This window comes from Mesorhizobium silamurunense (assembly GCF_014843905.1).
GTDB classification, from domain to species: domain Bacteria; phylum Pseudomonadota; class Alphaproteobacteria; order Rhizobiales; family Rhizobiaceae; genus Mesorhizobium; species Mesorhizobium silamurunense.
Genome location: NZ_LPVS01000070.1, coordinates 166,350 through 190,472, shown reverse-complemented (window position 1 = coordinate 190,472; position 24,123 = coordinate 166,350). Strand labels below are relative to the sequence as shown.

General features: G+C 64.0%; 24 protein-coding genes and 1 pseudogene. 15 read left to right on the top strand and 10 right to left on the bottom strand.

Features of this window, described 5'->3' with window-relative positions; all coding sequences use genetic code 11:
• The first annotated feature begins 40 nt into the window (after window positions 1-40).
• Both AU465_RS20195 and AU465_RS20190 read left to right on the top strand, forming a co-directional pair.
• Window positions 41-244 (top strand): NepR family anti-sigma factor, encoded by a 204-nt coding sequence (locus tag AU465_RS20195; RefSeq protein ID WP_192251853.1) that lies wholly within the window; start codon window positions 41-43, stop codon window positions 242-244.
• 3 nt (window positions 245-247) lie between these two features.
• Window positions 248-799 (top strand): RNA polymerase sigma factor, encoded by a 552-nt coding sequence (locus AU465_RS20190; RefSeq protein ID WP_040973662.1) that lies wholly within the window; start codon window positions 248-250, stop codon window positions 797-799.
• A 44-nt stretch (window positions 800-843) separates the two neighbouring features.
• Here the strand turns inward: AU465_RS20190 and AU465_RS37500 are convergent, their stop codons facing one another.
• The gene (locus AU465_RS37500) at window positions 844-1,401 is read right to left on the bottom strand and encodes a response regulator (RefSeq protein WP_312891296.1); all 558 of its coding nucleotides are present in this window, start codon (window positions 1,399-1,401) and stop codon (window positions 844-846) included.
• 26 nt (window positions 1,402-1,427) lie between these two features.
• On the opposite strand from AU465_RS37500, the pseudogene AU465_RS20180 reads away from it, so the two are divergent.
• From AU465_RS20180 to AU465_RS20170, 3 genes and pseudogenes are all read left to right on the top strand, one after another.
• Window positions 1,428-1,718: pseudogene (locus AU465_RS20180) on the top strand (cyclic nucleotide-binding domain-containing protein); the annotation flags it as partial.
• A 94-nt stretch (window positions 1,719-1,812) separates the two neighbouring features.
• Entirely contained in the window at window positions 1,813-2,139 is a 327-nt protein-coding gene (locus tag AU465_RS20175) for an ElaB/YgaM/YqjD family protein (RefSeq protein ID WP_192251850.1), read from the top strand.
• Window positions 2,140-2,146: 7 nt separating this feature from the next.
• Window positions 2,147-2,611: a phage holin family protein gene (locus tag AU465_RS20170; protein ID WP_192251847.1), complete on the top strand. Its 465-nt coding sequence runs from the start codon at window positions 2,147-2,149 to the stop codon at window positions 2,609-2,611.
• Between the two features lie 92 nt (window positions 2,612-2,703).
• Here AU465_RS20170 and AU465_RS20165 read toward each other — a convergent pair whose 3' ends face one another.
• Window positions 2,704-4,227 (bottom strand): sensor histidine kinase, encoded by a 1,524-nt coding sequence (locus AU465_RS20165; RefSeq protein WP_192251844.1) that lies wholly within the window; start codon window positions 4,225-4,227, stop codon window positions 2,704-2,706.
• A gap of 142 nt (window positions 4,228-4,369) precedes the next feature.
• Here AU465_RS20165 and AU465_RS20160 point away from each other — a divergent pair, with 142 nt between their 5' ends.
• A complete protein-coding gene (locus AU465_RS20160; protein WP_192251827.1) occupies window positions 4,370-4,573 on the top strand; it encodes a hypothetical protein in 204 nt (67 codons plus the stop codon).
• Window positions 4,574-4,581: 8 nt separating this feature from the next.
• On the opposite strand, the gene AU465_RS20155 is transcribed toward AU465_RS20160, so the two are convergent.
• Entirely contained in the window at window positions 4,582-5,505 is a 924-nt protein-coding gene (locus tag AU465_RS20155) for a diacylglycerol/lipid kinase family protein (RefSeq protein ID WP_192251823.1), read from the bottom strand.
• A gap of 239 nt (window positions 5,506-5,744) precedes the next feature.
• Here AU465_RS20155 and AU465_RS20150 point away from each other — a divergent pair, with 239 nt between their 5' ends.
• Window positions 5,745-7,106: a PRC-barrel domain-containing protein gene (locus tag AU465_RS20150; RefSeq protein ID WP_192251819.1), complete on the top strand. Its 1,362-nt coding sequence runs from the start codon at window positions 5,745-5,747 to the stop codon at window positions 7,104-7,106.
• A 35-nt stretch (window positions 7,107-7,141) separates the two neighbouring features.
• Here the strand turns inward: AU465_RS20150 and AU465_RS20145 are convergent, their stop codons facing one another.
• Window positions 7,142-8,716 carry an alkaline phosphatase family protein gene (locus AU465_RS20145; protein WP_192251816.1) on the bottom strand — a complete coding sequence of 525 codons (1,575 nt, stop codon included), beginning with the start codon at window positions 8,714-8,716 and terminating at the stop codon, window positions 7,142-7,144.
• A 217-nt stretch (window positions 8,717-8,933) separates the two neighbouring features.
• On the opposite strand from AU465_RS20145, the gene AU465_RS20140 reads away from it, so the two are divergent.
• From AU465_RS20140 to AU465_RS20115, 6 genes are all read left to right on the top strand, one after another.
• Window positions 8,934-9,866 carry a VOC family protein gene (locus AU465_RS20140; RefSeq protein ID WP_192251813.1) on the top strand — a complete coding sequence of 311 codons (933 nt, stop codon included), beginning with the start codon at window positions 8,934-8,936 and terminating at the stop codon, window positions 9,864-9,866.
• Between the two features lie 4 nt (window positions 9,867-9,870).
• Window positions 9,871-10,509, top strand: a complete 639-nt coding sequence (locus tag AU465_RS20135) for an alpha/beta hydrolase (RefSeq protein ID WP_192251810.1) — start codon at window positions 9,871-9,873, stop codon at window positions 10,507-10,509.
• On the top strand, window positions 10,502-10,801 hold the full coding sequence (locus tag AU465_RS20130; RefSeq protein ID WP_192251807.1) for a GNAT family N-acetyltransferase: 300 nt from the start codon (window positions 10,502-10,504) through the stop codon (window positions 10,799-10,801). The genes AU465_RS20135 and AU465_RS20130 overlap by 8 nt, the downstream gene beginning before the upstream one ends.
• Window positions 10,802-10,966: 165 nt before the next feature.
• Window positions 10,967-12,025 (top strand): dipeptidase, encoded by a 1,059-nt coding sequence (locus tag AU465_RS20125; RefSeq protein WP_192251804.1) that lies wholly within the window; start codon window positions 10,967-10,969, stop codon window positions 12,023-12,025.
• A 222-nt stretch (window positions 12,026-12,247) separates the two neighbouring features.
• Entirely contained in the window at window positions 12,248-13,558 is a 1,311-nt protein-coding gene (locus AU465_RS20120; protein WP_192251801.1) for a flavin monoamine oxidase family protein, read from the top strand.
• Window positions 13,559-13,870: 312 nt separating this feature from the next.
• Window positions 13,871-14,281, top strand: coding sequence for a hypothetical protein (locus AU465_RS20115; RefSeq protein WP_192251798.1), 411 nt, complete (start codon window positions 13,871-13,873; stop codon window positions 14,279-14,281).
• Between the two features lie 132 nt (window positions 14,282-14,413).
• On the opposite strand, the gene AU465_RS20110 is transcribed toward AU465_RS20115, so the two are convergent.
• Complete coding sequence (locus AU465_RS20110; RefSeq protein WP_376774873.1) at window positions 14,414-16,477, bottom strand: ATP-binding protein; 2,064 nt, start codon at window positions 16,475-16,477, stop codon at window positions 14,414-14,416.
• Window positions 16,478-16,652: 175 nt separating this feature from the next.
• Window positions 16,653-17,429: a response regulator gene (locus tag AU465_RS20105; RefSeq protein WP_192251792.1), complete on the bottom strand. Its 777-nt coding sequence runs from the start codon at window positions 17,427-17,429 to the stop codon at window positions 16,653-16,655.
• Window positions 17,430-17,475: 46 nt separating this feature from the next.
• Here AU465_RS20105 and AU465_RS20100 point away from each other — a divergent pair, with 46 nt between their 5' ends.
• Window positions 17,476-18,162 carry a response regulator transcription factor gene (locus AU465_RS20100; protein WP_192251789.1) on the top strand — a complete coding sequence of 229 codons (687 nt, stop codon included), beginning with the start codon at window positions 17,476-17,478 and terminating at the stop codon, window positions 18,160-18,162.
• An 83-nt stretch (window positions 18,163-18,245) separates the two neighbouring features.
• On the opposite strand, the gene AU465_RS20095 is transcribed toward AU465_RS20100, so the two are convergent.
• Together AU465_RS20095 and AU465_RS20090 are read right to left on the bottom strand one after the other, a co-directional pair.
• Window positions 18,246-18,410, bottom strand: coding sequence for a hypothetical protein (locus AU465_RS20095; protein WP_192251786.1), 165 nt, complete (start codon window positions 18,408-18,410; stop codon window positions 18,246-18,248).
• 24 nt (window positions 18,411-18,434) lie between these two features.
• Window positions 18,435-18,764 carry a hypothetical protein gene (locus AU465_RS20090; RefSeq protein ID WP_192251783.1) on the bottom strand — a complete coding sequence of 110 codons (330 nt, stop codon included), beginning with the start codon at window positions 18,762-18,764 and terminating at the stop codon, window positions 18,435-18,437.
• Window positions 18,765-19,101: 337 nt separating this feature from the next.
• On the opposite strand from AU465_RS20090, the gene AU465_RS20085 reads away from it, so the two are divergent.
• The gene (locus AU465_RS20085) at window positions 19,102-19,554 is read left to right on the top strand and encodes a L,D-transpeptidase (protein WP_192251780.1); all 453 of its coding nucleotides are present in this window, start codon (window positions 19,102-19,104) and stop codon (window positions 19,552-19,554) included.
• 185 nt (window positions 19,555-19,739) lie between these two features.
• On the opposite strand, the gene AU465_RS20080 is transcribed toward AU465_RS20085, so the two are convergent.
• Window positions 19,740-22,823, bottom strand: coding sequence for an efflux RND transporter permease subunit (locus AU465_RS20080; protein ID WP_192251777.1), 3,084 nt, complete (start codon window positions 22,821-22,823; stop codon window positions 19,740-19,742).
• Window positions 22,820-24,079: an efflux RND transporter periplasmic adaptor subunit gene (locus AU465_RS20075; RefSeq protein ID WP_312891295.1), complete on the bottom strand. Its 1,260-nt coding sequence runs from the start codon at window positions 24,077-24,079 to the stop codon at window positions 22,820-22,822. The genes AU465_RS20080 and AU465_RS20075 overlap by 4 nt, the downstream gene beginning before the upstream one ends.
• Window positions 24,080-24,123: the final 44 nt, after the last annotated feature.

Here is a 24,123-nt window from a genome sequence, read left to right as displayed (position 1 = left end):
TGGTTCTTGAGCGGTTCGGGTGCTGGGAATTAGGGCAAATATGAAAGAAATGTCAAAGAATTCAACGACTGGCGCCATGAGCAGGCACCGGAATGGGGGTGGTAATCCGCTCGGACCGAACTCCGAAATCGCCCGCAAACTCAAACAATATTACGACGAGCTGGTCTCCGATCAGGTGCCGGATCGATTCGCTCAGTTGCTCAGCCAGCTGGAAAAGGCCGAACCCGCCGAGAAAAAGGACTGAGGCATGGCGGCGGTCTCCCAGAGCTTCAAGACCGAGCTGCTCGGCGCGATCCCGAGCCTGCGCGCCTTTGCGGTATCGCTGACGCAGAATGCGGACAAGGCGGACGACCTCGTCCAGGAAACCCTGGTCAAGGCGTGGGACAAGCATGAGAGCTTCCAGCCGGGCACCAACCTCAAGGCCTGGCTGTTCACCATCCTGCGCAACGAATTCTATTCGCAGATGCGCAAGCGCGGCCGCGAGGTGCAGGACAGCGACGGCATCATGACCGCCAGGCTTGCCGTCCACCCGGCCCAGCATGGCCAGCTCGACCTCAAGGATTTTCGCGGCGCGCTGGAGCAGTTGCCGGAGGATCAGCGCGAAGCCATCATCCTGATCGGCGCGTCCGGTTTCTCGTACGAAGAGGCGGCGGAGATCTGCGGCTGCGCGGTCGGCACCATCAAGAGCCGGGTCAGCCGGGCGCGCGCCCGGCTGCAGGATATCCTCAAGATTTCCGGCGAGGACGAATACGGCCCCGATGCGATCTCGGCGCAGGTGACCGGTTCGAACGCGGCCTGAGATCACCCCGTCTCTAATATCGTTCCTTGTGGCGAATGACCCGTTCAGGCGGCGGCCGCGCGCCCGCAGGCGGCAGCCAGGGCCGCGACAAGGTCATCGCCCGAAAAGGGTTTGCCGATCAGCCGTATCTCGGGAAAAGAGTCCCTGAGGTCATCCGAGTCCGAATAGCCGGTGGCAAAGACGAACGGAACGCCTGTGCTGCGCAGTCGTCCGGCAAAATCAAGGGTCGAAACGCCGTCCAGCATCAGGTCGACGACGGCCGCGTCGAAGCGGGACGGCAGGTCCTGCTCGTCGATCTCGGTCAATCCGCGGGCGATGGCGACATGGGCGGCACCATGGTCCCGGCATAGCTGTTCGACATCCATCGCGATCAGGAATTCGTCCTCTACGACCAGGATACGCAATCCGTTCAGCAATGGGGGCACGTGTCGGCGACTCCTACAAGGCCCGCAGTCATGCGCGGTATTTGGGTCTCTGTCATTTAAAAAAGACATGACCGGGTGATGCATTGCCGTGATCGGCGGAACCTCGGTCCGCGTGGAGCGTTTCCATTCGCCCGATCGGGGCAGGGATTTCGAAGAGGGGTCGAAATGTCCGGCCAAAGCGCACCTTCCGTTCCCAGCCGCCAATATCCTTGCGAGACCAATATCCTTGCGAGAATTGCCCGCTGCGGCCGTTGCTGGCCTTTCGCGAGTTCGAAAGCCAAGAGTTGTCGTTCGTCAGCAGCTTCAAGAAAGGAGAGCTTGCCGTCGACAAGGGCGCGACGGTGCTGGTCGATACAGCGCGCATCTCTACACCGTGCTTTCAGGCCGGGCATTCCGCTACAAGCTGCTGTCCGACGGGCGGCGGCAAATCCTCAACTATTCCATGCCGGGCGATCTTCATCGGCCTGCAAGGTAGCCTGATGGGCGAGATGCAGCGCAGGCCCCTGATCTGAAGTATCTGGACTGCGAGGAACGGAACCCCGGCCTCGACCGGGCGTTGAAATCGAAGCGAACTTAAGGAGTTAAGCAATGGCGACCGCCGCAGGCAGATCCGCAACAGGTGCTCCCTCCAACTCCGACCTCGAAGCCGACATCCGGCAGTTGAAGGCCGATATCGAAGAACTCACCAGGCAATTGGCCAAGACCAGGGACGACAGCTACGGCGCGGCGCGGCGCGCGGCCACCGAGGGGGTCGAGCAGTTGCGCGCGCAAGGCGAGGCAGCGTTCGAAAGCGTGCGCGGAAGTGCCCAGGATCTGGAAGCGCAGTTGATAGCCAGCGTTCGCGAAAAGCCGGTGACATCGCTGGCGATCGCCGCGGGAATAGGCTTCCTGTTCGCGCTGCTCTCGCGCCGCTAGCCCACATATGGGGACGCTGGCTTCGCTGATTTCGGCCCTCGCTTCCGGCGAGGCGACGGCCGCTTTGCAAAGAGCGCGCATGACGGCAATCCTCTACGGGCTTGCCGGTATTTTCGTCCTGTGCGGCGTCGGCTTCCTCGTCGGCGCCGCCTATATCTGGCTTGCCGCGCGCTACGGGCCGCTGGCGACTTCCCTGGGCTTTGGCGTGGGGTTCCTGGTGTTGGCGGCGATCATTCTTGTGATCCACAAGCTGACCGCTGGCAGGCGGGCGCGGCGGCGCGCGCGAAGGCGAAAGGCCGACATGACGGCGGTCGGCATCACCGCGGCGCTCGCGCTGCTTCCGGCGCTTGCGAAGAGCAAGGGCGGCCTGGGCGCGCTTCTCGCGCCCGCGGTCGCGCTCGCCGCCTACGCCATCTACCGCGAGAATGTGAAGCGCGGGCCTGACGATCCGGATTCCGGCAATGTCTCTTAGAGCCGTTCGGCGTTAGGCAGGAACGCTGACCTGCTCCAGCTATTTGTCTTTACGCAATTCCGGACGGAAAACCGTGGAATTGCCCGGCTTCGTCACTTCAGCAGCGGCTCGATCGGCATCGCTATCTCGGCAAACACGCCACCGGGGCGATATTCGTGGGTCACCTCGCTGTCGATGACCTTGGCCAGGCTGCGCCGGATCAGGATGGAGCCGAAGCCATGGCGATCAGGGGGCTCGACCTCGGGGCCGTCGCTCTCGCGCCAGGTCAGCACCAGCCGTCTCGCGTCCTTTCGACCCTGTGTTTTCCACTCCAGATCGACTTTTCCGGACGGAACCGAGAGCGATCCATATCTCAGCGCGTTGCTGGCGAGCTCATGCAGGATCAAGCCTAGCCCAACGGCTTGATCCGGCGAGAGCAGGAGATCGGGGCCGGAAATCCTTATGCGGGACCGGCCGCCGCCGTCGAAGGCCTTTGCCTCGATCCTTGCCAGTTCGGCGATCCCGATGCCGCGCCATTCGCGGTCCGACAGCAGGCTGTGGGCGGCGCCAAGCGCTTGCAGCCTGGCGCTGAAGGCTTCGAGAAACTCGCTCGGCTGGCGGGCATGGCGCACGGTCTGCGTCGCCAAGGCCTGCACCGTCGCCAGCGTGTTCTTGACGCGATGGTTCAGCTCGCGAAGCAGCAGGCGCTGACGCTCGTCGCCGAGCTTGCGCTCGGTGATGTCGTAGTTGACGCCGAAGATAAGCGTCGGCCTGCCGTCGCTGTCGCGCTCGATGACGCGCCCGCGCGTCGCGATCCAGCGGGCGGGATGAAAGTCCTTCACCCGATATTCGCCAAAATAGTCGTCGCTGCCGCTCAGCGCGTCGCGGAAGCGCGTCTCGGTCTGATAGACGTCGCGGGGATCGATGGCGCGCAGGATATCCTTTGCCTTAAGCCGGTTTGACGGCGGCAGGTTGAAAAGCTCCGCCAAAAGCGCGTCGCAGTCGATCATGTCGGTGCGGATGTCCCAGGCCCAGCTTGCCAGCGAGGCGGCGTCGAGCGCGATCGCGCGGCGCGTCTCCTCGCGTGCCAGCTTCGCCTGGGCGATGGCGCCGTTGCGCGTGGCATCCTTGAGCACGAACACGCTGGCGGCAAGCTCGGCCAACGTTTTCAACTGCGCGATCTTCTCGTCGGCCGGAAACGCCCTCGGCTTCCGGTCGAGCACGCAAAGCGTGCCGACCCTGGCGCCGGCAACGATCATCGGCGCGCCGGCGTAGAAACGGACATGCTCTCTGCCGGTGACCAGCGGATTGCCGGCAAAGCGCGGATCGAGCGTGGCGTCGGTGACCACCATGGGATCGTCGCCGGCGGCAATCGCATGAGCGCAGAAGGAGATGCCGGTCGGCGTCTCCTTCTCGTCGAACCCCAGCCGCGACTTGAACCACTGGCGATCGGTGTCGACCAGCGTCACCAGCGCGACCGGCGTTTCGAGTACCGCTGCGGCGAGACCGCCGATGCGGTCGAAGTCGGGATCGTTGGCCGTGTCCATGGCCTCGAGGCCGCGGAGCACGGCAAGCCGGCCCGCATCCTCGACGAAGCGGCTGACATCGGCCGGCAAGCTGGCTGCCTTGCTACCCACCAATCCCCCGTGCGCCACGCCCTGCGACGAGCGGCGGCCCGATCATTGCCGAACCTCGCCTTCGGTTTCGGAACCTTCGCGGAGAGGGCCCGTTACCCGACCATGCCGAAGCGCCCGCCGCCACGCAACATGGAGGCCGATAATGACCAAGATCGTTCCTGAAGACAAAGCGCGCCAGGGGCACTGGGGCTGGCATGCGCTGAGAATCCTTGTCGCCGGGCTGTTGCTGGCCTTTATCGCCTGGGGCGCGGTCGAGATCTACGGCGAGCTGATCAAGAGCCCGACGAGCGACCAGAGCGTGCCTGAGGCGCCGGCGGCCGGGCAGAAACCCCCGCAAGGCGGCTGATCGCACCATCACGCCGCCGCCTTGGCCTGCGCATTGCTTGCCGGAACCAGCACGTTCAAGGCGCGGGGATGAATCTCGATCACCGTCTCGCGTTCCAGCCTAACCAGCTCGCCATCCATTACGGCGCTGAACTTCTTCGTCGGCGAATGGATTCTGAGAACGGCCTTGTCGGCCTGATGGATCTCGACATGCTCGCTGTCACGCAACCGGCCGCGCAGCATGTCGAGGAGCAATTTCGCCAGGTGGTGACGTCTGTGCGCGACGCTGACATAGATGCCCAGAACGCCACCCGCCGGATTGTCCGCATAAGGCAGATGGCCTTCGCCGAACAGATTGTTGCTGATGCCGATGCCGGTTGTGCGGGTGACGATCTCGGTCTGGCCGATGCTCAAGGTCACCTTGAGGGTACGCGGGTTCTTGATCGTTGCCCATGCCGCGCGAACGGAAGCCTGCATCTTTCCCAGCCGCGAACCGAAATCCATATTCGCCCGAAGCTGCACCATCCTGGCATGCATGCCGATCGAAAACTGGTGCACGAAAGGCTGGCCGTTGGCGCTTGCCATGTCGACGGCCATCACGTCGCCTTCGGCGAAGGATTTCAGCGCCGCATCCAGCGTCTGCGGGATGCCAAGGCCGCGCGCGAAGAGATTCATCGTGCCAGCCGGCAATATGGCCAAGGCCTTCTTCTTGTTCATCAGAAGGGACGCCGCCGTCGAAATCGTGCCGTCGCCGCCTCCAGCGATCACGACGTCGATATTCCGCTTCGCTATGGCCGTTTCCAATGCCGCGGCGATTTCGCGGCCGGCAACGATGTCGACCTGAACGGAATGGCCTGCCGCTTCCAGCGTCTGGCGCAGACGGTCGGCAAAGGCTGAGATGTCGATCGTGCGCAGCGTGCCGCCGTCCTGGTTCAGCACCGCAGCAAACCGCATGCCCCGCTCCGATTTTTCCGTTCTTCGGCTGAAAATAGCACTCAGCCGAAGGCTGGAACGGAAAGGGCCGCCGGAAGGTTCCTTGCAGGCCAGGAAATCCCCGCAGAGCAGAGCGGCCGCTGTTTTGGAACAAGCCCCCGCTCACAACGTTGTGAAATCGTGGAACAGTGCCGCTCGGGCCGGCGTAGCCAAAGGCCTGCGATGCAGCGTGCACCAACCAGGCACGAGGAGGAACCATTATGATCCGCACCCTTTTTGCAACGACCGCGCTTGCAACGTTGCTCGCAAGCGGCGCGTTTGCTCAGACAACACCAACACCGGCGCAGCCGCCTGTTGCCGAGAACCCGGCACCCGTGATCCGTTCGGATGGCGCCCTCATGACCAACATCGTCGGCGAGTCCGTCTATAACGGTACCGGCGACGATGCCGAAAACATCGGCAAGGTCGACGATGTCGTCTTCGATGCTAGCGGCAACGCCAAATCCGCAATCATCGGCGTCGGCGGCTTTCTCGGCGTCGGTAAGAAGGACGTCGCCTTCGATTACGCCAAGATGCAATGGGCCGAGAAGAACGGCGACCGTTGGTTGATTGCCAAAACAACCAAGGACGAGCTGAACGCTCAGCCGGCATTCGACCGCAAGCCTTATGAACCGGCCCCGGCGCAATCGACGGATGCCACGCAGCCTGCGACCACTGACAACGGAACGGCGCAAGCGCCCGCACAGCCGGCCCAGCCGGTAAAGAAAGCTGAAGGCAATCTCGCCACGAACATCATGGGCGAGTCGGTCTACAACGGTACCGCCGATGACGCCCAAAAGATCGGCGACGTCAACGACATCGTTCTTGCCAAGGACGGCAAGGCCGAGTCCCTTGTGATAGGCGTTGGCGGCTTCCTGGGCATAGGCGAGAAGAATGTCACCTTCGACTTCGCCAAGGCGAAATGGGCGGAGAAGAACGGTGATCGCTGGCTCGTTGCCGAGACGACCAAGGAAGAACTGCAAGCTCAGCCGGACTTCAACCGCAAGGCCTATGATCCGGCACCGGCGCCGGCTACCGCGGCTTCTAACAATGCTCCGGCAACGACCACACCTACCGTGGCGTCCTCCGACACCACGGCCGGCAAGGAGGCCAAGCCAGCTCAGCCGGCGCAGACGACCGCCGAGAACAAGCCTGCAGCGCCCGCCCCGACCGCCGCTGAAAACAAGCCGGCCGATTCCGGCACGGCGGCAACCGATACGACCAAGACGGCCTCAATCGACAAGTCGACGCTGACCGAAATGCCGATGGGCAATATCCGGGGCGACGACCTGAAGGGCGCGACTGTTTATGGCGCCAACGACGCCACGATAGGCACCATTGGCGACGTTGTGCTGACGCCAGACAACAAGCCGGATGCGGTGATCGTCGACGTCGGCGGCTTCCTCGGCATCGGCGCCAAGGAAGTGGCGGTCGGCATGGACAAGCTCAAATTCATGACCGACAAGAGCGGCAAGAAATATCTCTACACCAACTTCACCAAGGAGCAGCTGCAGGCGCAGACGGCCTATGACAAGAGCACCTATGCCACGAAGCGCGACCAGCAGCGGATGATTCTCAAGTAGGGCAGTAGGCAGTAGGCAGTAGAGTAGGCAAGTACCTATTCCCTACTGCCTACTGCCTTGCTCACATGGCCGACCACGCCATCTTCCGTCAGCTCCGCCAGCGCCAGCGACTGGTCGAGATGCCTGGCGCGCCAGGCGAGCATCTTCTCGGCGAACTCCAGTCGCGCCGGCAGATAGGCGGGGTCGTTCGCGACGTTGCTCAGTTCGCCGGGATCCTTTGCGAGGTCGAACAACAGCGGCGGCAGGCCGCCGCCGAAATGGACATATTTGAAGTCGTCGGTGCGCAGGACAGCCAGGTTGCAGTCGCGTGAGCCGATGCCGAAATGATGCTCGGCTTCGCCGTCGGCGACCGAGCGGAAATCGAATTCCCAATGCGCGGCCTCGCGCCAATCGGCCGGCTCCTTGCCGTCGAGCCACGGCGCCAGCGACCTGCCGTCGAGATGCGGCTCGGGTGCCGCGCCGATCAGGTCTAGCAAGGTCGGAAAGATGTCGACGGCTTCGGTGAATCGGTCGATGGATGCGCCGGCTGCCGCTCTACGGCTCGGATCGCGGATGATCAACGGAATGTGGTAGCTGGCGTCGAAGAAGCCGCCTTTGCCGAGCATGAAATGGTCGCCCATCATCTCGGCGTGGTCGGAGGTGAGCACGATCACGGTGTCGTCCCAACTGCCGGCCGCCTTCAGCGCTTCCCAGATGCGGCCGAGCTGCGCGTCGAGCTCGGAGATCATGCCGTAGTAGATCGCGCGGATGCGGCGGAAATTCTCCTCGCTCCAGTCCGGCACTTTGCCCTCGATGCCGGGAACGAACTTTGTCCGCTTCTGCCGGCCAAGATCGTAGGCGAGATAGGGATGGCTTTCGCCCTCGGCCTGCCAGTTCGCCGCGCGCCGGAAAACGGGGCCATCGGCCGGATCGTACATGGTGTTGTAGGGCTCCGGCACGATGAATGGCGGATGCGGGCTGATGAAGGAGATGTGCGCGAACCAAGGCGCACCCTGCTCCTGCTCGCCAAGCCAACGGATGAATTCGCCGGCCAGGAAGGCGGTCGGCGTCTGGTCTTTCGAATAGATGGGCGGCGCGTTGCTCACATCGCCTCCGGTCTTGCCCTGCTCGCCCGCCGGACGATGGATGCCGGGGCTGCCGGCGCTGGCGTCGATGCCTTGCATTCTCAACCAGGACAGCCATTGCTTCTGATGCTCGGGCAGGGACTGCCGCACGCTGAAGCCGGGCAGCACGCCTTCATAACTCCTCAGCCGCGGATCGCCGGCTGAGAGCTGGCGTGGATCAGGCGCCACATCGGTATAGCCGAACAGCGTCGGGTCATAACCCACTGCCCGCGCCGAAAGCGCGATATTGCCGTGGCGGGAGTCGAGCGGCGAGCCGTTTCGGCAGACGCGGTTGTTCATCTGGTAGAGGCCGGTATAGAGACAGGCGCGCGCCGGCGAGCAGGGCGCCGCTCCGCCATAGTGGCGCCGGAAGAGCACGCCCTCGGCGGCAAGCGCGCCGGCGTTCGGCGTCCTGACTACCGGGTGGCCTGCGGTCGAAAGGCAATCGCCACGCCACTGGTCGCAAGTGATGAGCAGAACATTCGGGCGGCTCACTCGGTTGTCCAAGATCTTCTCCTCAAAACGGCGCGCCGCTCATGGAGCCGAAATTCCCGAGCGGTGCAAGGAGGGGAGTTTCATCAACCGGTGAACATAAACCATCTGTCCGTTCACTTTTATGAGACAGTCCATTCTGTGTTTGCCTGCTTTGCCGCTGGCGGGGCTATCCTCATATTGGCGTGGACAGCGGCGAGGGCCGCAGCAAGGATAGGGAAGGAGCAGCATCATGCTCAATCAGATCAAGGGCCTGCATCACGTCACCTCGATGGCGAGCGATGCGCGCCGGAACAATGAATTCTTCACCAAGAAGCTCGGCCTGCGCCGGGTCAAGAAAACCGTCAATTTCGACGCGCCGGACGTCTATCACCTTTACTATGCCGACGAGCTCGGCACGCCGGGCTCGGTGATGACCTATTTCCCGTTCCCGGATATCGGCAAGGGCCGGCATGGGGTCGGCGAGGTCGGCACCACGGTCTTTTCGGTGCCGGAAGGCACGCTTGCCTATTGGGAAAAGCGCTTCGCCGATGAGGGCGTGGGCAATGTTGCCCGTACCGAAAGCTTCGGCGAGAAGCGCCTCACCTTCACCGGTCCCGACGGCGACAGCTTTGCACTCGTCGAGGACAAGGCCGACAGCAGAGCCCCCTGGGTGAAGGGCGGGGTTCCCGGCGACGAAGCAATCCGCGGCTTCCACTCGGTCGCGCTGAGGCTGAAGGACGGCGGCGCCACCGAGGAGCTGCTGAAGTTCATGGGCTATGAGGAAGTCGACAAGTCAGGCAACATCCGCCGGCTGGCAATCAAGAACGGCAACGGCGCCGACATCGTCGATATCGAATCGCTGCCCGGCGCGGGCTTTGCCAATCTCGGCGCCGGCTCGGTACACCATGTCGCCTTCGCGGTCGAGGATCGCGCCAAACAGCTCGAGGTGCGCAAGGCGCTGGTCGACACGGGCTACGGCGTGACGCCGGTCATCGATCGGGATTACTTCTGGGCGATCTATTTCCGCACGCCAGGCGGCGTGCTGTTCGAGGTCTCCACCAACGAGCCGGGCTTCGACCGCGACGAGGACACCGCGCATCTCGGCGAGGCGCTGAAGCTACCAGCGCAGCACCAGCATCTCAGGCCCTATCTCGAACAGCACCTGCAGAAACTGGAAGACTAAGGCCATGAGCAAGGACGCTTACATTCACAAGGTGCTGCCCGGTTCGCCGGGCAGCCCGCTGCTTTTCGTCTTCCACGGAACCGGAGCGGATGAGAACCAGCTTCTGTCGTTCGGTCGCGAGTTGCTGCCTTCAGCGACCATCGTGTCTCCGCGCGGCGACGTGTCGGAGCAGGGCGCTGCCCGCTTCTTCCGCCGCACGGGCGAGGGCGTCTACGACATGGACGACCTCGCGCGGGCGACGGCCAAGATAGCGGGCTTCGTCAAGGCGCAGGTCGAGGCGGCCAAGCCTTCGGCGGTGTTCGGGCTCGGCTATTCCAACGGCGCCAACATCCTGGCCTCGGTGGTGTTCGCGGAGCCAAGCCTGTTCGATGCCACCGCGCTCATGCATCCGCTGATCCCGTTCGAGCCGGAAGTGAAGGGCAGTCTTGCCGGCCGCCGCATCCTGATCACGGCCGGCAGGCGCGATCCGATCTGCCCGCCGAACCTGACGGCGCGGCTCGAAGCCTATTTGCGCGCCGACGGTGCCGATGTCACAGTGGAATGGCACGATGGCGGGCACGAGGTGCGGCCGAATGAAATCGAAGCGGCGCGGCGGCTCTTCGCCTCCACGCCCGCCGCCGAAGGAGGCAAGAACGATGGCTGACCAACTGCCCGAGATCGAACTGGAAGACCACGGCACCAAGGGTCGCTACGTGCTGCGCGGACCCGGCGGCGCCGAGGCAGAGATGACCTTCACCAAAATCGGCGAGCATCAGCTCATCATCGATCACACCGAGGTGCCTGATGTGTTCCGCGGCCAGGGCGCCGGGCTGCGCCTTGTCACCCGCGCCGTCGAGGACGCTCGCGCCGCCGGCAAGAAGATCATCCCGCTCTGCCCCTTCGCCAACGCTCAGTTCCGCCGTCATCCGGAATGGGCCGATGTGCTGAAGCGGTAAGCATTTTTCCCTTCCCCCCTTGCGGGGGAAGGTGGAAACCGCCGCCCAGGCCACAAGCGCAAATGCCGGCTTGGCATTTGCGCAGCTCGGCCATCTTGCCTAAGTTGACGGTTCGCTCGGACGAAACCTTCGTCCCGCCCGTCACTGATTTGAATGGCTTCCCCGATGACCGATACCGACCTGATCCCCGTTTTCGACGGCCATAACGACACGCTTCTTCGACTCTACCAGTCGAAGGAGGCGGATGTCGAAAAGCTGTTCATCGAGGGCACGCCGGGCGGTCATATCGACCTGCCGCGCGCCAGGAAAGGCGGCTTTGCCGGCGGGATGTTCGCGATCTTCCCGCCGCCGATCGAAAAGACCAAGCGCAGCGCCGTGCCGCCGGCGCCGAGCGACAACGAACCCCTGCCGCCGGAGCTCCCGCGCGCCGAGGCGATCACGTCGACCATCGGCATGGCCTCGATCCTGTTCAGGCTGGAGCGCGCCGGAGCGCTGACCGTCTGCCGCAACGCCGGCGACGTGCGCGAGGCGATGGCGAAGGGCTCGATCGCGGCGGTCTTCCATATCGAAGGCGTCGAGGCTATCGATCCCGAGCTTGCCATGCTCGACGTCCTGCACGCCGCCGGCCTGCGTTCGCTGGGCATCGTCTGGAGCCGGCCGAATGCCTTCGGCAATGGCGTGCCGTTCCGCTTTCCGTCCTCGCCGGACACCGGGCCTGGCCTCACCGATGCCGGCAAGGCGCTGGTCAAGGCCTGCAATCAGCTCAGGATCATGATCGACCTCTCGCATCTCAACGAGAAGGGTTTTCGCGACGTCGCCGCGCTCAGCGACGCGCCGCTGGTCGCGACGCATTCCAACGTGCATGCGATCTGCGGCCATTCGCGCAATCTCACCGACTGGCAGCTCGGGGCGATTCGCGAAACGGGCGGCATGGTGGGTTTGAACTTCGCCACCGGCTTCCTGCGCGAGGACGGCCGCATGAATGCCGACACCGATCTCGACATCATGGTGCGCCACATCGACTCGCTCTTACAGGCGCTGGGCGAGGATGGTATCGGCCTCGGCTCGGACTTCGATGGCGCCATGATCCCGGCCGTCATCGGCGACGTCGCCGGCCTGCCGAAGCTCATCGACGCGCTCGCTGCGCGCGGCTTCGGACGGGCGCTGATCGCGAAGATCGCTTACCGGAATTGGTTGAGCGTTCTGGAAAGAACGATAGGGTAGGCTATGCTTACTGGCCGTAGCCGATGCGCTGCAGCCATTCCTTGCCGACGCCGCGGTCGCGGATGATCGGCAAGGGGTCTTCGTGGTCGAGCCGGGTGCAGACAACTGCGACGTCTCGGCAAACATCCGCAAGCGACGAAGGTGCTTGACAGGGGCGACGGCGCCCCACTCATCTGCGCGGGTTGGAGGCCGGTCGAATTGGCGGCAGATCAAGGCGGGCTATTGAGCAGCAAGACCGAAAGAATCGACGTTGCGATCGTCGGAGCAGGCTTCACCGGCCTATCCGCCGCATTGGAACTCAAGCGCGCTGGGATCGATTTCGTGATCCTGGAAGCACGCGATCGTGCCGGTGGCCGCGTAGAGGCCACACGAAACGGGCTTGGCGAACGGATTGACAGCGGCGCCCAGTTCCTGTGCGAGGACATGCCGGAGCTGATGGCGCTGGCGAAGGCACGCAGCAAGACATTCGTGAAAACCAATGTCGATGGCGATTTCATCACCCATCCGCCGATGCCGGTTGAGCAGGCGGTGCGGACCTATCATGCCGCGATGGCGATCCGCGAGCGCATGAACGGGATCGAGCCGGACGATCCCGCGATCGCCCGGCTGACCGTGGCTGACTGGCTGGAGCGCCAGAAGGACTCGACCGATGCCAAGGCTGGTTTCCGGTCGATGATAGAAGGACTGTGGTGCCTGGCGCTGGATAAGGTGCCACTCTGGCATCTGATCGACAATGACCGCCGCATCACCAATGAGGTGCCGGAGCTGCAGTACTCGCTGCGCGAGACCATGCAGTCGCTTGCCGACGATCTGGCGGGTGACCTCGGCGACCGGCTGCGGCTCAACGAGCCGGTCACGCACATCGCCCACGGGCGCGACGGCGTTCGCGTCGCCACGGCCGGAGGCATTGTCGAAGCGCGCCAGGTCCTTGTCATGCTGCCACCGGCGACGGCCGCGAAGCTGGAGTTCACGCCCGCTTTGCCGGTAGCGCTGACGAAGGCCCTGGGTGTCTGGGAAAGCGGCGCAGTGGTCAAGATCCTGGTGCGCTATGCCAGGCCGTTCTGGCGCGAGCGGGATCTGAGCGGTATGGTGATGTGGCGCGACCTGTCTGGACTGTTTGCTTGCGACGCCAGCAAGGATGTGGAGCACGCCGCACTGACCGTCTTCGTCGGCGGGCCGCTGGCATTGCGCTGGCGCAAGCTCGACGAGGCGGCGCTGCGCACAGAGGTGACAGCAAGGCTTGTCGATGCGCTCGGCCCGGACGCGGCCGACGTGCTCGATTTCAACCAGCGCGACTGGACGCATGACCGCTGGAGCGGCGGCGCCTATAGCGATCTTATAGTTGATGTGACGGCGAGGGACGCCGAGCGTACGATCCTTGCCGGCGCGCCGCCTGTCCATTTTGCAGCTTCGGAACTGTCGCCGTCCTTTCCGGGCTATGTCGAAGGCGCGATCGTTGCGGGCCGCAACGCTGCCCAGAGGCTCGCAACCGAGCTTCTATGGACCGTAGCCAGCACGGCGTCGCGGTCGTAGGCGAGGCGGGCGCCGATCGCGGCCGTCATTCCGGGCGAGGGCCTCAGGTTTGTCGGCTTTGACGCAGCCAAAATCTCGCCGACCAGAGCGCTGTGTGAGGTCGCTTACAGTCCGCCGCGTCCGACAGGAGCATGTGTTCCCGCAAACCAGACGCGGTGAACGCTCGCTGGCGACAAGCAGACGATGGGTGGCGACCCAGATTCCCTGTTTCAAATCCTGTTACACGGGCAATCGCATCCTATCATTCGACTGTTACTTGCAGCGCTTAAGTTCGTTTCAAAGGAAAAAGAAAGATAACGAAGGGAACAGCCGATGTTTACGAAAGTCCAAATCGCCGACACCAGCCGCCGCGCCCACGGCCCCGAGCGCAATGACCGCCGGCCGAAGCTGGCGCTGCGCCAGCGCGCCAGCGACCATCCGATGGCGATGTTCGTGTTGCTGGGCGCCACGGCCTTTACCAGCATGGTGCTTGCGCCGGCCGCGGGTCCCGCTTTCGCTTTGGTCAATCCTCCGGCCAATGTCGTGGAGGGCGCGCCGACCACGCTCAAGACCGCGCGCCTGCCGCAGCCGCAGATCGAGTTCGCCTGCAAAGGCCAGAACTGGGGCGCCGAAAGCCCCGAGTGCCTGCGCGCCATCGCCGAGCAATCCGGTCAGCACAGGGCCCGCGCGGTGCGCATGATCGCCAACGCCGCGCCGCTCACCAACATCCCGAACGTTTTTTAAGGCTCCCCTGAGCGCACCCTCCGCGCTCCAGTCAGGCTCCCGCCGCATCGTCGGTCGGGAGCCTCTTTTTTTCGGGTCTGTCGATATTCAGGTGAGGCCGGCCTGCGAACGGCGGCTCCGGGGGCGCTGGATTCAGCCTTCCACGGCCGCCGCCTGATCGGCGATGGCGGAGAGGACACCGCGGACGTCGAGCGTCGAGAAAGGCTTCTCCAGGATCTGCGGCCGCTGCTGCGGCGGCAGCGCCTCGATCTCCGCCTTGGCGCCGATAAGGTCGCCGGTGACCAGCACGAAACGCGGCGCCAGTCCCGGCTGTTCGGCAAGCAACTCGCGATAGATCGATATGCCGCTGGTGCCCGGCATGCGCAGGTCGGAAAAGACGATGTCCGGCGACATGTGCCCGTTCAGCACCTCGCCGGCGGACGTCCAGCTTGCGACGATCCGTGACTTCACCCCCATGAGCTCCAGTATGTCGGAGAGCGAAGCGGCGACGTCGGGCTCGTCGTCGACGATCAGCGCATGACGCAGCCCGCTGGAGCGCGCCGGGCCTTCGCCGGCTTTCGCGGTATCGCCGGTGATCGCCGGCAGCTGGACGACGAAGCGCGCGCCATGCGGCTCAACCTCTTCGAACCAGATGTTGCCATTGTGGCGCTCGACGATCGATTTCGAGATCGACAGGCCGATGCCGGTGCCGACGCCGACCGGCTTGGTTGTGAAATAGGATTCGAAGATGCGCGAGCGGATCGCTTCGGGAATGCCGGGTCCGTTGTCCTCGACCGAAAAGCCGGGATTGCCGCGCTCGCTGCGAAAGGTCCGTACCTTGATGCGCCGCTCGCCGGTAATTCCAGCCAGCGCGTGCTGGCTGTTGATGAGGAAGTTGGCCGCGACCTGCGTGACATGGTCGGCGTCCGCCATGGCGAGCAGCGGGCCATTGGCGAAGTCGGTGTCGATGATGATGCCGCTGGAGCGCGCGCCGTAAGCGGTGACTTCGAGCGCCGCGCGCACCACCTGGTTGAGGTCGGTTTCGGCCTGCTCGGTCGGATGCAGGCGCACCATCGACAGGAAGCTCTTGACGATGCGTCCGCAGCGTTCAGCGGCCGCGCGCACCTTCTCGGCGCGCACCTTGGTCTGCGGGTCGGCCGCGAATTCATGCAGCAGCGTCGATTGCGCGACCACCACCGCGAGCGGATTGTTGAGCTCGTGCGAGACGCCGGCGAGCAGCGAGCCCATCGCCGCCATCTTCTCGTTCTGGTGCAGCTTCTCGCGCTGGCGGTTGATCTCTTCCTCGGCGTGCAGCTTTTCGCGCAGGTCGCGGATCGAGCCGAAGATCAGCCGGCGGTCGGCGACTCGCATCTCCGTCGCGGTCAGCTCGATCGGAAAGATCTCGCCGGCCGCGTTCTGGGTGACGGTCTCCAGCCGCTGGTTGACCATCGGCGCGCCGCGGCCGGCCATGTAGTCGGCGCCCGAGGCATAGCCCTTGCGGTAGTAGATTGGCACGATGGTGTCGAGCAGGTCCTTGCCGAGGATGTCGCTGCGTTGGAAACCGAACATCTTCTCGGCGGCGGGATTGAACTCGATGATCGAGCCGGACTCGTCGATGACGATGATGGCGTCGAGCGAGGCTTGCAGCATGGTGCGGCGGATAACCTCGCTGGCGTGAGCCTCGGAAGGCGAGTGCTCAATGGCATCACCGATGGCGAGCGCGATGATGTGCAGCGTCGCCTCTTCCTCGTCGGTCCATTCGCGTTCGGCGACGCAGTCGTTGACGGCGAGCGTGCCCCAAAGATGGCCGTGGGCGAAGACAGATACGGAAATGAAGGATTTTATGCTCTGCTTCTCGAAATCGGCCCGCAGGAAACCCTCGAGGTTGCGCGTGTGGCCGGCAAAGACCTTGCCCTGGCGCTCGTCTTCCTGCAGCCGCTCCAGCAGTGGATCGGAGTTGATGATCGACTGCATGATCACCGTGGGCGATGCGAGCTCGCCGCCGAAGGCGGGGTCGATCCAGTAGGCCGAAACGGATTGCGCGAAGCCCTGGCCCGGAAGCTCGCGCAGACGAAAAAGAATGCCGCGTTGGCAATCCATCGAGCGGCACAGCGTCTCCAGTATGCCGTCCATCTCGCGCTGCCAGTCGCCCGCCTCGCGCAGGCGGCGAACGACATGGACGGCCGCCATCGCGGCGCCCTGACGGGAGCCGTGCATGTTCATCCGTGCGGTCTCAGTTGTCATCGTCGAACGTCATCCCCCGGCGATATCGGCAAACCATGAAATCCAACACACAAGCCCCGAAAAATCGATCACGGTTTCCAGGGAACGTGCGCTGGATCGGAATGCTACAGCGTCCATCGCATCTACGGAAGGATGTGCGGCGACGGAGTCAGTGGCCGTCGCTTGTCGGCAGCGAGAAGATATAGCCTTCGCCGCGCACCGTGCGCAGGAATTTCGGATTGGCCGGATCGGCTTCGATCTTCTTCCTGAGACGCATGATGCGGATGTCGACGGCGCGCGACGATTCCGGGTCTTCCACGAAGCCGATCGCCTCCGAGATCGCCGCCCGCGTCAAAAGCCGGTTGGCGCGGGTGAGGAAAACTTCCAGAACGTCGAACTCGCTCTTGGCCATCTCGATGACTGCGCCGTTGGCGCCGGTCACCAGCCTGCCGTCGAAATCGGCCTGGAAGCCGCCGAAATTCATGAAGCGGCGCGTGCCGGCCTCGGCCTTCGCGGCCTGCGGGGCGACCGGCTGCGGCACGCGGCGCAGCACGCTGCGGACCCTAGCCAGCACTTCGCGCAGTTCATAGGGCTTGACGATGTAGTCGTCGGCGCCGAGCTCCAGGCCGACGATGCGGTCCAGCGCGGTGCCGGCTGCGGTGGCATAGATGATGCCGATCTGCGTCTTGGAGCGCAGCCAGCGGCCGAGCGAGAGGCCATCCTCGCCGGGCATGGCGATGTCGAGGATGGCGAGGTGGAAGGGCTGCGCCTCGAGCAGGCTGCGCGCCGCCGCGGCATTCTCGGCCGTGGCGACGTCATAGCCGCTGGCGCCGAGATACTCGGCAACCGCTTCCCTCAGATCAGGCTCGTCCTCGACGACGATGATGCGCGCCTTCACAATGGTCTCGCTCCCGCTTTCAGCGGAAAGTAGATTGGGTATAAACATGATGTCCAGCGCTCATCTCGAGTTGTCTGTGGCGGGGTGGAGAAAAATGGCAGCACGATCCGTCGTCGCGCTTGTGTCCGTTGCCGAAGTGGTGGCCGGCGACCTTGCCGACCATCTCGAGCGGCGCGGGCACGACGTGCGTCAGGCGCGCCAGCCCTGGGAGGCGGAGTCGCTGCTTTCGGCGGGGGGCATCGACGTCGTGGTCGTCGGTGACGACGTGACCCAGGCGGAGGGGCGCGAACTGCTCAAGCGCTACGGCGGCGAGGGTGGCTGCGACTTCATCCTGATCTGCCGGCCCGCCGATCTCGTCGACAAGGTGCTGGCGCTGGAGCTCGGCGCCGCCGACGTGATCGAAAGCCCACTCAACGTGCGCGAGCTTGCGGCGCGTATCGGCGGCCTGCTGATGCGGCGCGGCCGCAACACCCAGGAACTGATCGTGCTGGAGAACGCGACCGTCGACTTGAGGTCGGCCATGGTCATGCACCGCTCCGGCGCCGAGGATCAGCTGTCGCCGGGGCAGGTGGCGCTGCTCAGGCTGTTCCTGGCGAGCCCGCGAAAGGTGCTGACGCGCGACGACATCATTGCCGCCGCGCCTGCCGAGAATGCCGACGCTTTCGACCGCTCGATCGATTCGCGCATCGTGCGGCTGCGCCGCAAGCTCGATACGGAGACCATCACCACCATCAGGGGCGCCGGCTACCGCTTCGATCCTCCGACGCCGCGCACCGACTGAGGCTAGGGAGGCCAAGGCATTTTTCTGATCTGGCATCGGATCCCCCCAAGCCGATCTGCACTTTTGGATCCGAATGCCGTTGCTCAACGCACCACGAGGACGGAGGGGCCTGATGGCATGTCGGCATCGGCGGTGATCTCGGCATGGGCGCGCTCCTTGAGCAGCACCGTTGCAAGCGCGGCAAAGCCAAGCAGGCCTTGGGCGTAAAGCAGTGCGGACAACACCGAGGCGGCAAATTTCGTCTTCATGTTCTCAATCCCCAATTCGGTGCTTCAGGAAACTCCCGAAGCGCCCGCGCCGCTGACGGAGCCCCCCGCTGCGGCGCGGGCCTTCGGTCCTCTCGGCAGCAAGTAGCCGGAGGGGCCGCGCATCCCCATCAGCCGAAGGCCGACCCGCCAGAGGGCCCTCAGCCGGTGGACGCGCACGCTGGAGACGATCCAGACCGTGGCGATGAACAGTGCAGTGTGCAGCGTCGAAACCTCGCCGGAATTCATGGCGCCAAGCGTCGTCACGGGGTTGCCGGCGACAGTGCCGGCGCCACCGAGGATGACCGCCGCGACGCTGATCCTGAGAAGCCAGGTGCGTTTCGATTTCCTGCCCATTTTCGTTTGCTGATGTCTGTTCCCGTTGCGTCGACATTGCCGCCGGCCTGTATCCGCATCATGCCGCGCGAGCCGCGCTTTGTTGCAAGTTGGTTTCGAGATCAGCGAAATGACTTTCGTATCAAGGCCATATGCGCTTTCGTTTGTCGGTTTTCCCCAAGTTATCGTTAACATACCGGATCCATGAGCAGATTTCGTCAGGCGACGCTGTTAACTTCGGGAAACAGATTCGAAACAGAAACGAGTATCAAGTGAAATAGCCTTGAAACAGGCGCCCACGATAAGACGGCCCATCGAAATTGAAGCCGGCCGGACCGGCATAAAGAGAGGGATCGTCATGCATACCGCCATTTCCGCCAGGTTCATCAACGTCGCCGCCGCCGCGCTCACCGGCGCGGCACTGCTCTTCGGCAGCAATGCTGCTCACGCCAACCAGATCGTCGCCCGGGTTTCGCTGTCGCAGCAGATCATGGAAGTCACGGTCGACGGCCGCCCGACCTTCGCCTGGAAGGTCTCGACCGGCGACAGGGCGCATGTCACGCCGACGGGATCGTTCAAGCCGACCCGCATGCATGCGATGTGGTATTCGAAGAAGTACGACAATGCGCCGATGCCGCATTCGGTGTTCTTCAGCGGCGGCTACGCCGTGCACGCGACCTACGCCATCAATCGCCTCGGCCGGCCGGCCTCGCATGGTTGCGTGCGCCTGCATCCCGATGCCGCGGCCGACTTCTACCAGCTTGTCGAGGCCTTCGGCCCGGCCAATACCAGCATCGTCATTGTTAAGTAACGGGCTGGGTTAAGTAACGGGCTGGGTCAAGTAGCAGGCTGGTTGCCGCCTTCGGTTAGATAGACCGAAGCCGTGAGGCAACCACCAAAAAAAGAGGCCGGGGATTTCCGGCCTCTTTTCATTTGGAACGGGCTTGTTCGCCGCTCCTTGTTGTTTACGCAATCCCGGACGGAAAATCGGAATTGCTAAGTCGGCAGCGCCGGCATCAGCTTCGGATCCGGCTTCTCGGCGAGATGCGGCAGATCCTTGCTGGCGATGAAGGTGTAGAACATGGGCACGACGAAAAGCGTGAACATGGTGCCGACCAGGATGCCGGTGAAGATGACGAGGCCCATCGAGTAGCGGGCCGCGGCGCCGGCGCCGCTGGAGATGATCAGCGGCACGACGCCGAGCGCCATCGCCGCCGTCGTCATCAGGATCGGCCGCAGGCGCACCTTGGCCGAGGCGATGATGGCATCGCGCCGCCGCATGCCATGGATCTCGCGCTGCTGATTGGCGAATTCAACCAGCAAAATGCCGTGCTTGGTGATGAGGCCGATCAGCGTGATCAGTCCGACCTGCGTGTAGATATTGAGCGTGCCCAGACCGATGTTGAGCGGTACGATGGCGCCGAAGATCGAGAGCGGCACCGCCATCATGATGATCAGCGGGTCCCGGAAGCTCTCGAACTGCGCGGCCAGCACCAGATAGATGACGATCACGGCAGCGGCGAAGGCGATCAGGATGGTGTTGCCCTGCTCCTTTTCCTGCCGCGACTGGCCGGAATAATCGACGAAGAAGGTGTCGGGCAGCGTTTCCCTGGCGAGGTCCTCCAGCACTTTCAGCCCGTCGCCCGTGGTCACGCCGGGCAAGGGCAGGGCAGAGATGGTGGCCGAGTTCAGCTGGTTGAACTGCTCGATCGCCGCCGGCGAGGCATTGGTCGAGATATTCACCACCGCCGACAGCGGCACCATCTTGTCGTCGACGCTACGCACGAAATACTCGCCGAGCTTTGCCGGATTGTCGCGGAATTCCTGCGGCACCTGCGGGATGATGTCATAGCTGTTGGAGTCGCGGTCGAATTGCGCCACCTCGGCGCCGCCGACCAGCAGCGTCAGCGTGCGGCCGATGTCGGCGATCGGCAGGTTCAGCGCCGCCGCGCGCTCGCGGTCGATGGTGACGGTCACCTGCGGCGCGTCGTACGACATCGAGTTCTGCACAACGATAAAGCGACCGGAAGCCTGCGCCTTATTCTTGATCTTCTCCGCCTGATCGAAGACCTCGGACGGATCGCCGGTCGAGCGAACCACCATGGAAATGGGCAGGCCGCCGCCGGAGCCGGGCAGTGTCGGCGGCGCGAAGACGAAGGCTTCGACGCCTGCCACCTTGGCCAGGCGGCCCTGGATGTCGGCCTGAAGCTCCTTGGAACTGCGCTTGCGCTCGGCCCAGTCCTTGAAGGCGAAGCCGACGAAGGCGCCGTTGGTCGCGCCGCCGAAGGCGACGGCCGAGAACTGCGCCCTGGTTTCCGGGATATCCTTCACCAACCCGAGCATCTGATTGACATAGGTCTCGGTATAGTCCGACGTCGCATAGCGCGGCGCGGTCACGATCGAGAGCAGGAAGCCCTGGTCTTCTTCCGGCGCCAGTTCGGTGGAGGTCTTGGTGAACATGAAGCCGGTAAGCGAGACCAGCGCGACGACGATGATCAGCGTCACCGGCCGGTTTCTGAGCGAGGCGGTGACCGCCCGCTCGTAGACACGCTCGACACGGCTGAAGGTCCCGTCGACGATACGCTGGAAGCGGCTGTGCGCGCCGGGCTTCAAGAGGCGAGCCGACATCATCGGCGTGATGGTGACGGCGATCAGGCCGGACAGCACCACGGAGCCGGCCAAGGTCACCGCGAATTCGCGGAACAGTGCACCGGTCAGGCCGCCGGTGAAGGCCAGCGGCGCAAACACGGCGGCCAGCGTGATGGTCATGGCGACGATTGCCGAGAAGATTTCACGCATGCCGTTGAAGGCCGCCTGCATCGGCGACAGGCCTTCTTCTTCCATGTGGCGGTGGATGTTCTCCACCACCACGATGGCGTCGTCGACGACGAGGCCGATCGCCAGCACCATGGCGAGCAATGACAAGAGGTTGATCGAGTAGCCGACCGCAAACAGCAGGAAGCAGACGCCGATCAGCGACAGCGGGATGGTCACGATCGGCATCATCACCGAGCGGAACGAGCCGAGGAACAACAGGATGACAACGATGACGATGGCAACCGCCTCGACGATGGTCTTGAACACCTCTTCGATCGAGGCGCTGATCTGTTCGGTGGAATCGTAGACGACCTCGATCGTCATGCCTTTCGGCAGCGTCTCCTGAATCACCGGCACGAGCTTGGTGACCGCCGCCGCGGTCGTCAGCGGGTTGGCCGCCGGCGTCGGGAAGATAGCGAGGAAGGTGCCGGGCTTGCCGTTGAAGCTCACCCTGGTGTCGGTGCTGGCGGCGCCGAGCTCGACACGCGCCACGTCGCGCAGGCGCACCACCTGGCCGTCCGTCGAGCGGATCGGCAGCTGCGAGAAGGCCTCCGGCGTCTGCAACGTCGAGTGAACCGTGATCGACGAGACCACATATTCGTTCTGGGTATTGCCGGGCGCCGACAGAAAGTTGGAGTTGTTGATCGCGGTCAGCACGTCGGCGGCGGTGGCACCGCGGGCGGCAAGCCTGACCGGATCGATCCAGACGCGCATCGAATATTCCTCGGCGCCGAAGATCTGCACATCGGCAACGCCCTCGACCGTCGAAATGCGCGGCCGCACGACGCGCTCGATATATTCGGTCAGCTGCTCCTTCGTCATGTTCGGATTCTGCATCGAGATGTACATCATCGCGAACTGCTGACCCGTGCCCTTGATGATCACCGGGTCCTTGGAGGCATCCGGCAGAGTGCCGCGCACGCCCTGGACCTTGGACAGCACCTCGGTAAGCGCGACGTCGGGATTGGAGCCGAGCTTCATCTGCACGGTCACGGTGCTGGAGGACGGGCGGCTCGACGAGGTCACGTAATCGATGTTTTCCGTCGAGGCGACGGCGCGCGCGATCGGCGCGGAGATGAAACCCTGGATCAGGTCGGCGCTGGCGCCGGGGTAGGCCGTGGTGATGGTGATCGCCGTCTCGTCAACCTTCGGATATTGGCGGATCGACAGGTTGAAGATGGCCTGGAAGCCCAGGAGCAGGATCATGCAGGCCAGCACCGTCGACAGCACGGGCCGGCGAATGAAGATATCGGAAAAGCTCATTGCTGAACCTGCTTGTTCGCCGATTTGCTGGGGTCAACGGTGTTGTCGACGGCAACGGACATGCCGTTGAAGAGTCTGTTCTGGCCTGCGGTGACGACCTGGTCGCCGGCCTTCAGGCCCTCGACGATCTCGACCATGCCGTTGTTGCGGCGGCCGAGCTTGACGAACACCTGCGACAGAACGAGCGCCGGCTGTTGCCCGGCCTCGGCCGGCTTCTGGGCGTTGTCAGCAGGCTTCGCGGCGTTGTCGGCCGGCTTTGCCGTCTCGGAGGCCGGCTTCGAGGCGCCGGCTTTGCGGTCTTCCGGTTTCGCCGGCTGGGCAGCGCCGGCCTCAGCGGGCTTGGCCGGCACCACCACGAAGACATAGTCGCCGTAAAGGCTTGACGTCACCGCCGTCTGCGGCACGGAGATGACGTTGCTTTCTTCCGGCAGCTCGACGCGGATCTGCACGAACTGGCCAGGGGTGAGCTTGCCCTCCGGGTTGGCGACCTCGCCGCGGATCGACACCAGCCGGCTCGCCGGGTCGATCTTGGGATCGATACCGCGAATGGAGCCGGCAAAGGGCAGGTCCGTGCCGCTCGTGCCGAGGCGGATTGTCTGGCCGATTTTCAGCGACGACAGCTGCTGTTCGGGAATGGTAAAGTCGACGCGCATCGTATCGAGATCCTGGAGCGTCACCACTGAGTTGCCGGGCGCCAGATACTGGCCGATATCGATCTTCGGAATGCCCGCAGTGCCGGCAAAAGGCGCTGTCAGCTGTTTCTGTTCGAGCACGGCCTGAAGCTTGTTGACCTGCGCAGCGGAAGCGGTTGCCGCGGCGCGCGCGGCGTCCAGCGTTGCGTCGGTGCCGACGCCGCGCCGCTGCAATTCGAGCGCACGGGTCAGTGCCGCCTGGTCGGAGGCAGCCTGCGCCTTCTGAGCCTCGAGATCGGCGCGCTCGACCGCGTCGTCAAGCTGCAGCAGAACCGCGTTGTCAGTGACCTTCTGATTGGCGTGGAAGAGTATCTCCTTGACGATGCCGGCCGTCTCGACGGTCAGGTCGACGCCGCGCACGGCGTTGACGGTGCCGATCGCCTCGACGCCGGGCGTCCAGTTCGCGGGCTTCGCAACAACGGTCGACACTGTCGCGGCCGGCGGCTTCATGGTGGCGAAAAACTGCTTGATGCCGTTGTCGCGCAGGATGTTGAAGCCGACGATACCGACGCACACCAAAATGAGCAGCAGCAGAATTCCGGTGATGATGAAGAAGCGCTTCACGGACAGTCCCCTCGAGCCAGCAACCGGCAAAACAATCGATGCCG